Below are 14597 nucleotides of genomic sequence, written 5' to 3' on the forward strand. Positions count from 1 at the left end.
ATAGTTTTACAAATAAACTTGTTTATATACTTTTTGGTATTATACCAACCTTATAGTTTATTGATTCATCTTTAAATAGCGAATGGTTCATAGTGATATCCCTTATTTCTCTCATTGTCCTTGCCCTATATGTAATATTGCCAACTCTTTTGCTTATAAATCCACTGCCTATCAAATACTTCGTGGGATCTCCACTTATGCTTTTTATTTTAATACTTTTTCTATTATACTTCGCGGTAGAATTTCCACTAAAATTCATATTAAGGAAAAGATTATACTTGTTCATGCAAAACCCTCCAATGCAAATCTCATAATAATAAATTATATGCCCTGTTTTTGTAAATATGATAAAATTTATTTTGTTATTTCATTATAGCGAACATATGTTCTTATGTCAACAATGTATTTCATTTTCCATGATTATTTAACATTTTAAGAATTTTTTAAAATATGTCTTGAAATTTCAGACAACTAATTATTATAATATCATTATAATGATAATTACACCCTAGTTACATCAATAGTGAGAGGAGCTCTTATGAATTTTATCTTGGACTTTTTTTCAAAAGAATCTACAAAAAGAGTATTACTATTTGTTCTTATAATAATATTCTTTTATAAATTTCAATCTATGCTTGATCTGTTTCTTTTAACTTTTCTTTTCTGCTACATAATGAATAGTCTTCAAGTTTTAATCTTAAAGAATTTCAAAAACGTAACAGTTTTCAAGGAAAACATAGTTACGGCTGTATTATATGCTATATTGTTTTCTTCTATAGTATTTATAATAATAAAATACATACCTCAGCTTATAAATCAAACCAAGTCCATGCTGAGTTATTTTTCAGAATTGCAGTTTTCAGATCCACATACTCAAAGCAATGGTATTATTCAGAAATATTTAGCAAGTGCCTTAAATCACATAGATATAAAAAGTTACATAAAATCCGGATTCAATGCATCAATACAGCTTGCCTCCGATATAGGAAAATGGAGCGTAAATATATTTATAGCACTAATGCTAAGCTTGTTTTTTCTTCTGGAAAAAAGATCTATTACAAAGTTTGTTAAAAAATTTAAATACAGCAAGGTCTCGGGAGTATATAAATATTTAATATTTTTCGGAAAAAACTTTTTAAATTCATTTGGAAAAGTTATACAGGCTCAAATAGTAATTGCTTTTGTAAATACTGCTTTATCTGTTATAACACTATCATTTTTAAATTTTCCACAGCTTCTAACTCTGGGATTCATGATATTTGTTTTAAGCCTTATACCGGTTGCCGGAGTTATAATATCTCTTATTCCACTTACACTCATAGCTTTTAGTATAGGCGGTATACAAAAAGTACTCTATGTGCTTATAATGATAGCCATAATTCACTGTGTGGAAAGCTACATATTGAATCCAAAGCTTATGTCTTCAAAAGTTAAAATTCCTATATTCTTCACCTTTATAGTTTTAATAGCATCAGAACACATACTTGGCATGTGGGGCCTGCTCATAGGAATTCCTTTATTTATGTTCATACTTGATCTCCTGGATGTTAAAATACATTAAAATTTCAAAGCTCAAATATTGTAACAAACCAAATAGGATAAACATAAATTATATTGTATTAAATTATTTGGAGGATTTAAATGGACTGCAAAGACCAGGAAAACCAATATGACCAGGAAGATGAGCTTCAGGAACCTGACTACACAGAGGACAACAATATTGATGAAAATTATATGCCCTATGGCATGATGCCCTACGGTATGATACAGTATCCTTACATGATGATGCCTCCCGTTCCATACGAGGATCCATATTATTACTACGACGATGAAAACAGTGTTAATGATAGTGAAGACGAAAATGAAGATTTAACACGATCCAGAAGACATAGGAGAAGAAGAAGAAATTCATGTTACGGAAGAAACTGCTACCCATGGGGATTTCCTTTCTGGCTCTGGTGGTTTTTATAGCTTAATAAAAAAAGGTACTATCCTTGGAGATAGTACCTTTTTTATTAATGCTTACTTGTTTAGAAAGTCTTTCATTAAATTGTGATTCAAAAAGTCATCTGAATATTGAAGTTCCTTTGTATATTCATCTTTTTCACTCTTTAGATTTTGTGTCTCTGAAACAGTTTTTCCAGTCTTGAGATCATAATAACTATTTGTCCACGATACATATAGATTCTTTCCATCTATAAAAGATCCATTTCTGAATAAAACTTTTCCGCTGTTGTTGTTAAACATATCCTTTCCAAACATGTATTTATTCTTTATATCAAGTAAATTTGCAATTGTAGGATATAAATCCATCTGACAAGTATAATCATTATTCACAACACCTGAATTCATATTGTCAGGGAAATGCATTATAAGCGGTACTTTCTGATACATAAACCAAGTATAATCATTAGGATTTTTTACACCTTCAAAATTGTACAACTGATCCATTTTATCCTTAGGTATTGCAAAATGATCACCATATATGGCAAGCACCGAATTTTTAAGCGTACCATCTTTCTCGAGAGTATCCAAATAATTGCCAAGCTGTTCATCTGTATAGTGTATTGCTTTTAGATAATTTCCTATAAATGTTCCTTCATACTTTCCTGTATTGAAATCTCCATATTTATCCGCAGCATCATACGGAAAATGACTCGTAAGTGTAACAACAAATGAATAATAAGGCTGCTTGAACTTTTTCATCTTCGTAATGGACTGGTTCAAAAATGACTTATCACTTAATCCCAAACCTATTACTTCATTTACATTGTAACTGTGCTGACCAAAGAAATCGTCAAATCCTTCCGCCTTGTACATTACATTTCTATTCCAAAAGCCTTCAGTATTTCCATGAAGCGCAGCTGTATAATATCCTTTATTTTTGAGTGCAACTCCAAGGGAGTCATAGGTGTCTCCACTGTATGTATAATAAGCTGCCCCAGATTGTGCAGGATACAGTGAATTGTTTGACATAAATTCCGCGTCAGACGTTGTCCCTCCCGCAACCTGATAATAATAATTATTAAAGTACATACTCTTTTTAATCCATCTGTTAAGGTTAGGAGTTATCTCCTGTCCATTTACTTCCTTATTTATCACAAATTGTTGAAGGGCTTCAACCTGTATTACGATTAAATTTTTCCCTTTATATTTTCCTGTCATGACAGCAGCCTGTCCATTCTCTTTGCTGTTTTTCTCGAAATATTCTTTTATATCATTTACCCTGTCATCTGGAAGTTTTTGTGAATTCTTTATATCGGTACTTATAAAATTGTATGCGTCCACTATGTGAAAATCTATGTTTCCTATCATCTTTGTAAGATATATTCTGTTACTCATTGCAGTAAGCAGTGTTGGTTGAGCCTTTGAAACTCCATATAGAACCCTCGCATTAACTCCTATGCCGACTCCAAAGAGAATAAGGAAGCACAAAATTCTGTATGAAAATTTAATAGTATTTTTCCTAATCCTTCTATAGGACCTTTGAAAAGGTATTAATATAAAAACATCCAGAATATAAAAAATATCTTTTATATTAAACAAACTCGTGACACTATCCGAAACTCCAGTTAAAAGTTTTGCATTTCTTACTGCTGAAATTGTAGTTATATCCTTGAAGTACCTGTAATACATTATGTCCACAATTAAAAGCAAACTTATGACTATATCCATAATATAAAGGAATCTTACCCTGGACTTTTCCTTGAATATAAGAGAAATTGCAATCAAAGTTATTATGGAGGCAGCTATTGGTATGACAACTGCAGAATACAAATACTCCGGCGATATTGACTGTTCGTATTTGAATAATTTTATAAAAATCAAAATGCTGAATAATATTATATCTATATTGTTAAATACAATGTTGAATATAAAATGAAATATTTTCTCACCTGATGCCCTCATCTTTTCTCCTCTTTCCAAATTTGAATATCAAATAAAACAAGTTTGATTTTATCATAGTAAGATGGCACCTTGGTGTCAATTATATTAACAAAATGTTAATTATTTTACAAGTCCGTTACTTTTCAAGAAGTCATGTGCAACGGTTTTAGGTTCCTCTCCAAGACTGTCAACTTTATAATTGAGTTCCATCATTGTTTGATCATCTATCTTTCCGCTCAGCCTGTTTAAAATCTCTTTTAACTCAGGATGTTTCAAAATAACTTGTTTCCTTACTAAAGGAACTGCATAATACGGTGGAAATGCATTTTTGTCATCTTTCAGCACTTTTAATTTAAATTGTTCCAGTAATCCATCCGTAGAAAAAGCATCAATGACATCAACTTTTTTCTGATTTAATGCAGTATATCTAAGTCCTCCATCTATACCCTTCACGTCTTTAAATTTTGCTCCATATACGCTCTCGATGGCCTTCAAGGTATCCGGCCTTTCAGTAAATTCCATTGTAGCACCGAGAGAACAATCTCCACTTACATTTGAAAGATCCGATATGCTGTTAAGGTTATATTTTTTTGCAGTGTCCTGTGATACTGCAAGTGTATACGTATTATTGAATCCAATAGGTTTGAGCCATTCTATTTGAAAATTTTTATCATAATATTTCTTTACAATATTATATACTTTATCCGGATCTTTTATGAGTTTGTGTTTCATAATATCTACAAGTCCTGTACCCGTATAATCAACACTTATATCCACATCTCCAGACTTCATTGCACTAAAGACAACACTTGTTCCCCCAAGATTAGGCTTGTATTCTACTTTTAAATCACTGTTTTCTTCAATAAGTTCACCTACAATATTTACAAGTATTATTTGTTCTGTAAAATTTTTTCCTCCAACCGTTATCTTATTATTGGAATCTTTATAATACACAAAGTATCCTCCCGCAACTACAATGCACAATACAGCTGCAATTAATTTCTTTATTTTCGGAGAAATACGACTTTTTGTTTTCTTTTTTTTACGCATAGCAGCCTTTTCAATCTTGCCAATTATAAAATCTATCAAAAGTGCCAGTATGCAAGCTGGTATGGCACCTGCAAGTATCATGTCATTATTTACACTTTGAACCCCTGTAAACACCATATATCCAAGTCCACCTGCACCTACAAATGCAGCTATTGTCATAAGTCCCACTGCAGTAACTGCTGATATTCTTATTCCTGCCATTATTACAGGAAGTGCAAGTGGAAGTTTAACCATCTTAAGTATCTGTGATTCAGTCATTCCCATTCCTTCAGCAGACTCTATAATATTTGGATCTATACCAACAAGCCCTGTATGCGTATTTTTTATAATTGGCAGAAGTGAATACAGTATAACCATAACTATTGCAGGTTTACTGCCTATGCCTATTACAGGAATCAAAAATCCAAGAAGCGCAAGACTCGGTATTGCCTGTACTATATTGGCAATTCCAAGTACTATAGAAGACAATTTTTTATTTTTTTGTATAAGTATGCCGAGAGGTACGCCTATGAGTACCGCTATTATTACAGACAATAATGTAAGTTGTATATGCTGCATAAAAAGCTTGAATATATCCCCTGATCTATTCAAAACAAAATTGTAAAATTGTAAAATTGAATTCATCAAATATCATTCTCCTCATCCAAAAATTGACTGCTTAAAACTGTTATAAGACTGCTTCTTGTAATAAGACCTTTTAATTCCCCATTTTCATTAACAACAGGAACATAGCCTATGCCATTATCACTTATTTTTTGAAGCACATCTACTATGCTGTCATTTTCCCTTACAGTAAATATATCTTTTTCCATTATATTTTTTAGTTTCATAGTTCTATCAAGACTTTTCCTTATGTCTTTAAGTGTAACTATACCTGTAAGTTTTCCATTCTTATCAACTATCATAAGACTGTCTACCTTGTTGCTTCTCATTATTTGAAGTGCTTGTATTATATTTCTCTCGGAATTTGTCATTATTGTATTTGTTATCATTATATCCTTGGCCTTTATAAATTCAGGTTTGTTCCATATTCTATTTTTTCCTATGAACTCTTCCACAAAACCATGAGAAGGATTCTTAAGTATTTCTTCAGGTGTATCAAACTGTAGTATATTTCCATCCTTCATTATGCATATTCTGTCACCAAGTTTTATTGCTTCATCCATATCATGAGTAACAAAGACTATAGTTTTTTTAAGTTCCTGCTGTATGCTAAAAAGCTCATCCTGAAGCTGCCCTTTATTTATTGGATCAAGGGCGCTAAAAGGTTCATCCATTAAAATTATGTCTGAATTCATTGAAAATGCTCTTGCAACACCCACTCTCTGCTGTTGTCCGCCACTAAGTTCATGCGGGTATCTTTCCATGTATTTATCCGGTTCCATATGTACCATCTCCAAAAGCTCGCAAACTCTGTTTTTTATTTTTTGCTCAGGCCACTTTTGAAGTTTAGGTATTAATCCTATATTTTCAGATATCGTCATATGAGGAAAAAGCCCCGTTTGCTGAATTACATAACCAATACTTCTTCTCAAACTTATTGTGTCTTCATCCTTTATATTTTTATCATTTACAAATATATTTCCAGATGTAGGCTTCACAAGTTTGTTTATCATCTTCAAAGTAGTTGTTTTACCGCATCCGCTCGGTCCTATCAAAACAACAAATTCTCCACTGTTGATTTCCAAATTTATATTTTTAAGTACTGAACTATTTTTAAATGACTTTTTAACATTTTCAAATTTTATCATACATTTTCCTCCTTTTTTACTTCAAATTGCATAATTGTCCAATTAATTTTTAATATTTATAAACAAATAAATATTGCATTTATAAATATTATTCAGACTATATTCCAAATGATAATTAATTTGTTTTGAGCTTTTGTACCAATTATTTTAAAGATGATATAAATGATAATTTTTTTAGAAAAGAACATTGAGTTCTGACATCTTCCGTAGTATAATTAAGGTGCTAAAATTACACTGCATGGATACATTTTTAGTTGGAAATTTAACTTGGACTTAAAAATTCCACTTTGTGAGTCCAATTTGTGAGTCCAATATGTTAAATTAATATTATATGATTTATAAAAACACCTAATTCTTTTATTAAGCATTGTATTTTTATGTATATTATGGGATATATACATAAAAAATTTAACGTGCATTAAATTAAGCTACTTTTATGTTAACATAAAAAAGTACAATTAATCAAATTTCCATCTTGAAAAAAATGCAAAAATAAAATCCTCAGTGTTAATAAAGCACGTATTGTTAATAAAACAGCAATACGTGCAAGCTAACTTATATCAATTTATAACAACTATTTTATAAGTCTCAAGTGAATATATAAAATTTATATAAGTTTTATATATTGTTAACATAAAGTTTATATTTTCCTCAATCAATTGTATTAACTATAAAATAAAACTTCACTCCAATTTTTGTATTTTGAACACCATATTCATATTTGTGAAGCGTCAGTATGTTTTTAACTATGGCGAGACCAAGTCCACTTCCACCAAGTTTTCTGCTCCTGGATTTATCTATTTTATAGAAATTATTCCACACCTTGTCAAGTTCGTTCTCAGGTATGTGACTTCCATCATTTTCAACAGATATACAAACTTTTCCGCTTAAAACATTCATCGAAAAAATCACACAGCCTCCAACTTTTGTATATCTTATTGCATTGGTCAAAAAATTGGTTATTACCTCTTCTATCATATCCCAATCCGCATAAATCCTAACATTTTTTAATATATTCTTTTTAAAATCAATATTCTTTTTATCCATAATGACAAAAAACTTATCTATAACCGAATTTATAAGATTATCTATAAAAAAATACTCCTTGGAAAGTTTGAAAGCTCCTGATTCAAGATGTGAAAGATTCAGCATATCATTTACAAGGTCAGTCATTTTCCTGCTTTCATCTATTATTATATCTATATAATATTGCTTCTTATCCGATTCAAATACGCCATCTTTGAGACCTTCAGCATATCCTCCGATTAAATTTATAGGAGTTTTTAATTCATGCGATACTGCATTTACAAAATCTTTTCTTGTCTTCTCAAGCTGCCGTTCTTTCTCTATATCATCTTCAAGCTTTTTATTGGCCTCTTTCAATGATGTCAATGCATTATTTAAATTGTCCGATAAAAAATTAAGTGTATTAGACAAGTTTCCCATTTCATCTTCAGTTTTGATATTGGACTTTTCGGAAAAATCAAGTGTTGCAATCTTTTTCGCCACATTATTCATCTTAACCAAAGGATTCGATACCATGCGTGTATATATAAACGATAGAATTATTATTAATGCAATAGATCCTACATAAAAATACACATAAAATTGCTTAATTACAGATGATGCTTCATTTACAGGTTCAAGGGAAGTTATTGCAAATATTACCTCACCTTTTTTATTGTCAGGAACAGCACTCAAAATATTTTTTATGCCCCTTATCTCCATTTCCGTAACAACTGTCAGTGATTTATTTTTCTGCCTTATTTCATCCAAAACGCTAGAATTCATACTCCACTGCATTATAATATCATTTATAATCTTTACCCTCGATTCGTCATATCCTCTTGTATCCTTGTTTGTTATAAATATTATTCTTCCGTTCTTATCTACTATCACAAGTTTGGCATTGTTATTTTCTTCGAACTCTTTCATGAGTTCAATTACATCATACTGGCTTTTTGTATTATTGTAATTTGTTTTAAACTTTTCAACCTTATTCTCAAGATATCTCTTCTTTTGAGCTATATAAAACTTTCCAAAAAACACCGACTGAAATATCAAGGTACTGCTTATAAACAATATAAAAACAAATGTGGTTATTATAAACAATTTCCAAGTTATATTTCTTCTTATCCTTAAAATCAACTTATTTTCAAATAATATATATTTCAGTTTCATTTTCTACCTCACAAATCAATCATCATTTACAGTAAATTTATATCCTACTCCTCTTACCGTACTTATGAGATATGCCTTATCACCAAGTTTTTCACGCAGTCTTTTTATGTGGGTATCCACGGTTCTTAAATCTCCATAATAATCTACCCCCCATACATAATCCAGTATTTTCTCTCTTGTTAAAACTATATTTTTATTTTTTATAATATAGCTTAAAAGTTCAAATTCCTTGGGTGAAAGGTATACATTCTTCTCATCAACTGTTACTTCATGCGCTTCCTCGTTTACATAAATTCCGTCATAGCCCTTCTTGAGATCAACGTTTATCTCAGAGTAAGTTCTTTTAATAAGTGCCTTTATTTTTGCAACAAGTATACTTGGACTTACAGGCTTTGTAACATAACTATCCGTTCCAAGCCTAAACCCGAGAAGCTGATCCTCGTCTTCCGACCTGGCAGTTAGCATTATTATAGGCACATCCGAAATCTTTCTTAATTCTCTGCAGACCGTCCAACCATCCATAACAGGCATCATTATATCAAGCACCACAATATCCACCTTGTTGTTTTTAAACTTTTCCAGGGCATCCACCCCATTTTCTGCCAGAATTACTCCAAGACCCTCTTTCTTCAAATATGCCTCCATCAAAAATCTCATCCTGTCTTCATCATCCACCATCAAAACATTTCTATTCATATCCTACGTATTCTCCTTGTATACAAACTTTTACAACCTTATATAAAAAATACCACGTAAATATATTTCGTTACGCGGCTTCATGTGCTATTTTATCAATATTCAAAATTTCTAACATTCTCACATAAATATATTTTTATTTTTTTGTCTTTTACCACATTTTTATATGAACACAGAAATTCATTCAAATCCATGTCCTGTAAATTTATTTTGCCTTCACTTGTTAAAAATACTTTTTCTTCATTTAAATATATGTTTACATCATTTATACTGTATGTTGTCATTACTTTGCTTCCAATCTTATCCTTGTACTTATCTTGAAAGCTTATAGTCTTTCTCACAGCCTCATAATCAGAGTTCTGATTTACAAAAGGAACATCAAACCCCATATTCTTCATCTGCTTTTCAACATCATCCATGTTAATTCCATATCTTTTCATAAGTTCTTTTTGTATATTAAACATTTTTTCCTGTGATATATTGTTTTCTTCCATATACTTTTGAAGATCTTTAGAGAAATCAGCCATGCTGAGCTTCCCTTGAGCCATATCGTAACAGAGTCCATATACGTAATCTTCGATTTTCTCTACATCTTTTTCTCTGGCCCTATTCTTTAATTCATTAAAACTTACAATCTTATCATCATTATCACTCATGAAAATCCTCCTAAAATCACATATGATATCTTAAAATATACCCTTCTTTATATTTTATCAAATTTCATTAAAACATGCCACTTGAACATCAATTATAAAAATGCTATATCTTATTATCAATGCACTGTTCAAGTACTATGGAAGCCGCCCCAAGCGAAATAGTATCTTCGTGAAATCGTCCAATCCTTTTTAACTCTACATACCCGGGCATGTTTTTTAAACACGTTTTACAAAACATTTCGGAATTTGCCATAGGTCCCGCAATTATAACACAATTTAAATTCAAAATATTTATATAAGACCTCAATTCTTCTGAAAACTCCAATGCAAATTTTGAAATTATATCTTCTGGATTTCTATCAAAAGCAGGAATCTCATCGAACTTTGATTTTGAAATCATCATTTGCTCAAAGGCAAACTCGTTGTTTTCTATTGGTCGTACAAGCATTCCCTTCAAAATCAATCCATGTCTTATTCTCTGGCCGCAGTTAAAATATGCTATATTTTCAAATTTCCTTCCATCGCCATAAAGATTTTCCGCAATAATGGCACAGTTTGCCCCATTCTCAACAATAACATCACATTTCAATTCATTTTCAAATATTTTTTTTGCCTCTACACCATCCCACATTCCCGTTTCAAGACCAACACATACACCTATAAGATCAAGGAACTGAAAATTGAGTTCTATATATGCACGATCCATTATGTATTTTACTTTTCCGGCAATTTCCCGTGGAGAACTGTAATCATCGATTTTAAAAAATTTCTTATAGAAGATCTCCATTCTCAAATTCAGTATAGAAACTTGTACATAATGTCTCGATACCTCCACACCTACAACATAAAACCTGCATATATTCACATCATATAATACTGGCTTTCTGCCGCCATGGGACTCACCCATGCTTTTTTGAATTACTATCTTGTTCTTCTGGAGAGGTTCCATAACACGATTTAAAGTTGTCAATTTCATATTCGTTGAATGAAGTATCTCATTTTTAGTCATAGCACCATTTTTCTGAATAAGATTAAATACATATTTTTGTTTCACACTCAAACTTTTAAATAACTTATACGCATCCGTCACAGCAAAATCATACCTTTTCAATTTTTTTGAATAACAAATTCCATCTAACTTTTTTACTATATCATCACAGGTTTTAATATGTCAATATTCCATGGATATATAATTAACAGCCGGGTAAAAATCCCGGCCTTATTTTTTAACTTACTCTTCAATTCTTTTTATTAAATCCTCGATACAATCCAGCTTGATTCTCTGTTTTATACCATTAAATATTTCATCTACATTCCATATGCCGTTTTTAATACATAAACTGTCTTTTATAAATATATCTTCCCTTATATTCCTCGCTTCATCTTCAAGTTCTTCTTTTAAATTTATAATATCTTTCATATTATAAAGCCATCACCTTTCTGGTGCCCTTATAATATTAAAATATTCTACTTTCTTAAATATGTTATAAATTGAGTCAACTTAAACCACATCCATATATGAATTCAACATATAAAAATACGTTTCATATAAACAGGATGCTATTGTTTACTATATAGGAAATTGAGTTTTTCTTGTGATTTGGAATAACAATGGATTTAACCTTTATTCCCCCTGTTTTCACAATATCTCCATCATCCAGCCTGACACATTTTATATTACAACTATTTTCAATGCGCGGAAAGAGTTTTCCTGCTTTTCTGGAGGGTATATTTTTAGATACATATATATTTGCATTTTTGAATATCTTAATCCCGCCAGTATTTTTGAAATCTGCATCCGTTAAAAATATATCCGAGATTGATTCAGGATTAATGTTTATTTTTCTCAATTCCTTATGTATTATAAAAGGTATAAAACCAGTATTAAAACATATAAAAGTACCATTGTTGGAATATATAAAAAAGTTTGAAACAAGTGTTTTTACTACAAAAACATTTTCTGTTATTTTGCGTGTTTTACTTAATCTAAATAGCATAATTCTACCTCTAAATATCGATTTTAAAAATATTGAAGCTGTACTCTTATTCTATAATCTCCAGAATCAAATAAAATTATACATATAAACACAGCCCGGTAAAATTTCTGCTATTTTAGACAACTTTGAAAGCTCCAACCATTTCTTTGAGATTATTTGATGAGTATTCAAGATTATCAGTTATATTCTTTAATCTTACAGTTTCATCAAGCATCTTTCCAATAAGTTCTATGGAATCTTCACTACTGCTCTGGCCTTTTGTTGTTTTTCTGTTCATCTCAGCTGCAGACTCATTTATTCCAGAAACCATATTGGATACATTCTTACTTTCTCTTCCAGTTATATCAAATATGTCTCCCATATTTTTATCTATATTTTCTATATCCTTTATAACATACTTGAATAATTCTATATTTTCTTTTATATTTTCAGTTGAATTTTGAACCTTTGAATTTATATTCTTTATTTCATCAAATGTATTTCTTATTTCATTTTGAATATTTGATATCAAGCTTCCTATTGACTGTGTTGCATTTTCTGTTTCAACGGACAATTTTGATATTTCTACGGCAACCACTCCAAATCCCTTTCCATATTCGCCTGCTCTTGCAGCCTCTATAGTGGCATTTAATGCCAGAAGCTGTGTCTGCTTGCTTATATCTCCTATAGTAACAACAGCTTTTGTTATAGAGTCCGAATGTTTTTTCAATTGTGTTATCCTCTCAAGAGTTGTCTTCATGGTTCCTTCAAGATCATTTATAGAATCTAGAACAATACCTGTAGATTCATTAGCTTTTAGAGCCTGAGTACTCGTATCGGAAACCTCTTCTGTAACTTGATTTATAAGTCCTTCCATTTCCTGTATTGAGGCAGAAAGATCATTAAAATGATTTTTGGTGCCTTGAAAAGCATCATTTTGATTTTCAGAGACTTTAAAAAGTACATTTACAGTACCTGCCACCTTTTTCATACTGTCTTTTATCCTGCCTGTAAGTTCAGATACTGTCTGAATTGAATTTTTCGATGTTCCGGAAGATGTACCAACTCTTTTTATCATAGTCATTTGATTATTTATAAATTTATTGAACCACCTTGAGAGCTCACCTATTTCATCATATGAAAGTTTGTCAACCCGTTTTGTCAGATCTCCCTCTCCCTCTGCAAGCACATGGAGCATGTCTACAGTTCTATTCAAAGGTTTTGTTACAAATTTCTTGCAGGAAATGTAACTTGTAAAGGTAATTACAAGCCAAGATGCAAATGTCATCCAGACTTCCGCACCGACACTCATGGAATGCACCAGACGGCTCAATATTAAAATCAACGCTGAAACTACAGAAATTATAAACGGTATTTTTAAATTTATACTTATAAAATTGTATATCTCTGCTATATCCCCTTCACACATCATGCCCCATACTTCATCGCTATGTGGCGGTCTTATAAGTATCCCCTTTCCTCCTACAATTACATGTCTATAATCTGGATAACCCGGCCAGCAGTCGAGATTTTCTCCATTTTTTATGGTATTTTTAACTCCAGTGTGAAGATCACCTGTTTTGGGGTCTGTAAATCTTATTTCAAACTCCGTATGCTTTTTTATTTTAACCGTACCCCATTTTGAAGTCTTAACACCATCTTTTAGATTATCACCTTTCGTAAAAGTATTATCTTCAAACCTGCTTCTTGAAATGGCTGTACCAGGAAATATATTTCTATCTGTTTTTACCATAAAAAGATAATTATCTCCGGAATCCTTATAAACGTGTGTATCTTCATCCTGAATTACATTGCTCATATCATCATTCAATACACGTCCAAATAATATTCTGCTTTCCCCTTTTGAATTTTTATACGGTATTGAAAACATAAGTGTAACTTCATCTGCAAATTTTTTCTTGGACAGATCAATATCAGTAGTCATAGGGTCTTCATATGGACCATACATAAACTTCCTGCCGGAGATTCCCATCTCATATCCCTTCAATTTTGACATATCAAGTCCAATATGTTTTTCACATGTCGACACAATTGACATTCCCTTGCTGTCCAGTATGAACAACTCACAAAAATCTTCATACTGAAGAAGATAGTGTTCAAGTTCATCCTTCTCGGCATTGTAACCTGTACTTGAACTTTTAAGTATGTTGCTCATGTTCTCAATCTGCATCCATTTATCCCTGAACCAATTGTCTAAAGCTTTTTTCCTACCTCGGGATATGCCTTCAAAGACATTCTCAGACTGTACCTTAATTCGTCTGTTCAACAAATACATAATTTTCAACATTAACATATACTAGCCCCCAGTTTCGTACATTATTATTAAAATTCTTATTTCAATTATAACACGCATTATGTATTTTTTTATTGTTTTTATA

General features: G+C 31.2%; 13 protein-coding genes. 2 read left to right on the forward strand and 11 right to left on the reverse strand.

The window, feature by feature from the left end:
* Positions 1-22: 22 nt before the first annotated feature.
* Positions 23-286 carry a hypothetical protein gene (locus AC4CVH_RS04470; protein WP_490786536.1) on the reverse strand — a complete coding sequence of 88 codons (264 nt, stop codon included), beginning with the start codon at positions 284-286 and terminating at the stop codon, positions 23-25.
* Positions 287-538: 252 nt separating this feature from the next.
* Between AC4CVH_RS04470 and AC4CVH_RS04475 the strand changes: the two genes are divergently transcribed.
* The gene (locus AC4CVH_RS04475; RefSeq protein ID WP_490786537.1) at positions 539-1561 is read left to right on the forward strand and encodes an AI-2E family transporter; all 1023 of its coding nucleotides are present in this window, start codon (positions 539-541) and stop codon (positions 1559-1561) included.
* Positions 1562-1641: 80 nt separating this feature from the next.
* Positions 1642-1971: a hypothetical protein gene (locus tag AC4CVH_RS04480; protein ID WP_490786538.1), complete on the forward strand. Its 330-nt coding sequence runs from the start codon at positions 1642-1644 to the stop codon at positions 1969-1971.
* Between the two features lie 51 nt (positions 1972-2022).
* Here AC4CVH_RS04480 and AC4CVH_RS04485 read toward each other — a convergent pair whose 3' ends face one another.
* From AC4CVH_RS04485 to AC4CVH_RS04530, 10 genes are all read right to left on the reverse strand, one after another.
* Complete coding sequence (locus AC4CVH_RS04485) at positions 2023-3909, reverse strand: LTA synthase family protein (protein ID WP_490786539.1); 1887 nt, start codon at positions 3907-3909, stop codon at positions 2023-2025.
* A 99-nt stretch (positions 3910-4008) separates the two neighbouring features.
* Positions 4009-5562, reverse strand: coding sequence for an ABC transporter permease/substrate-binding protein (locus AC4CVH_RS04490; protein ID WP_490786540.1), 1554 nt, complete (start codon positions 5560-5562; stop codon positions 4009-4011).
* Positions 5562-6689, reverse strand: a complete 1128-nt coding sequence (locus AC4CVH_RS04495) for a betaine/proline/choline family ABC transporter ATP-binding protein (protein WP_490786541.1) — start codon at positions 6687-6689, stop codon at positions 5562-5564. Before AC4CVH_RS04495 ends, AC4CVH_RS04490 begins: the two co-directional genes overlap by 1 nt.
* 651 nt (positions 6690-7340) lie before the next feature.
* Positions 7341-8870, reverse strand: coding sequence for a sensor histidine kinase (locus tag AC4CVH_RS04500; protein ID WP_490786542.1), 1530 nt, complete (start codon positions 8868-8870; stop codon positions 7341-7343).
* Between the two features lie 15 nt (positions 8871-8885).
* On the reverse strand, positions 8886-9566 hold the full coding sequence (locus AC4CVH_RS04505) for a response regulator transcription factor (RefSeq protein WP_490786543.1): 681 nt from the start codon (positions 9564-9566) through the stop codon (positions 8886-8888).
* A gap of 95 nt (positions 9567-9661) precedes the next feature.
* Positions 9662-10222, reverse strand: a complete 561-nt coding sequence (locus AC4CVH_RS04510) for a DUF3867 domain-containing protein (RefSeq protein WP_490786544.1) — start codon at positions 10220-10222, stop codon at positions 9662-9664.
* Positions 10223-10325: 103 nt separating this feature from the next.
* Positions 10326-11312: an ROK family protein gene (locus AC4CVH_RS04515; protein WP_490786545.1), complete on the reverse strand. Its 987-nt coding sequence runs from the start codon at positions 11310-11312 to the stop codon at positions 10326-10328.
* Positions 11313-11453: 141 nt separating this feature from the next.
* Positions 11454-11642, reverse strand: coding sequence for a hypothetical protein (locus AC4CVH_RS04520; protein WP_490786546.1), 189 nt, complete (start codon positions 11640-11642; stop codon positions 11454-11456).
* Between the two features lie 124 nt (positions 11643-11766).
* Positions 11767-12219 carry an MBL fold metallo-hydrolase gene (locus tag AC4CVH_RS04525; protein ID WP_490786547.1) on the reverse strand — a complete coding sequence of 151 codons (453 nt, stop codon included), beginning with the start codon at positions 12217-12219 and terminating at the stop codon, positions 11767-11769.
* Positions 12220-12334: 115 nt separating this feature from the next.
* The gene (locus AC4CVH_RS04530) at positions 12335-14512 is read right to left on the reverse strand and encodes a methyl-accepting chemotaxis protein (RefSeq protein ID WP_490786548.1); all 2178 of its coding nucleotides are present in this window, start codon (positions 14510-14512) and stop codon (positions 12335-12337) included.
* Between the last annotated feature and the right edge of the window lie 85 nt (positions 14513-14597).

The sequence above is a fragment of the Clostridium pabulibutyricum genome (assembly GCF_058242705.1).

Coding starts and splice junctions, on each gene's coding strand:
- AC4CVH_RS04470 (WP_490786536.1), bottom strand. CDS start 286: ATGAACAAGTATAATCTTTTCCTTAATATGAATTTTAGTGGAAATTCT.
- AC4CVH_RS04475 (WP_490786537.1), top strand. CDS start 539: ATGAATTTTATCTTGGACTTTTTTTCAAAAGAATCTACAAAAAGAGTA.
- AC4CVH_RS04480 (WP_490786538.1), top strand. CDS start 1,642: ATGGACTGCAAAGACCAGGAAAACCAATATGACCAGGAAGATGAGCTT.
- AC4CVH_RS04485 (WP_490786539.1), bottom strand. CDS start 3,909: ATGAGGGCATCAGGTGAGAAAATATTTCATTTTATATTCAACATTGTA.
- AC4CVH_RS04490 (WP_490786540.1), bottom strand. CDS start 5,562: ATGAATTCAATTTTACAATTTTACAATTTTGTTTTGAATAGATCAGGG.
- AC4CVH_RS04495 (WP_490786541.1), bottom strand. CDS start 6,689: ATGATAAAATTTGAAAATGTTAAAAAGTCATTTAAAAATAGTTCAGTA.
- AC4CVH_RS04500 (WP_490786542.1), bottom strand. CDS start 8,870: ATGAAACTGAAATATATATTATTTGAAAATAAGTTGATTTTAAGGATA.
- AC4CVH_RS04505 (WP_490786543.1), bottom strand. CDS start 9,566: ATGAATAGAAATGTTTTGATGGTGGATGATGAAGACAGGATGAGATTT.
- AC4CVH_RS04510 (WP_490786544.1), bottom strand. CDS start 10,222: ATGAGTGATAATGATGATAAGATTGTAAGTTTTAATGAATTAAAGAAT.
- AC4CVH_RS04520 (WP_490786546.1), bottom strand. CDS start 11,642: ATGAAAGATATTATAAATTTAAAAGAAGAACTTGAAGATGAAGCGAGG.
- AC4CVH_RS04525 (WP_490786547.1), bottom strand. CDS start 12,219: ATGCTATTTAGATTAAGTAAAACACGCAAAATAACAGAAAATGTTTTT.
- AC4CVH_RS04530 (WP_490786548.1), bottom strand. CDS start 14,512: ATGTTAATGTTGAAAATTATGTATTTGTTGAACAGACGAATTAAGGTA.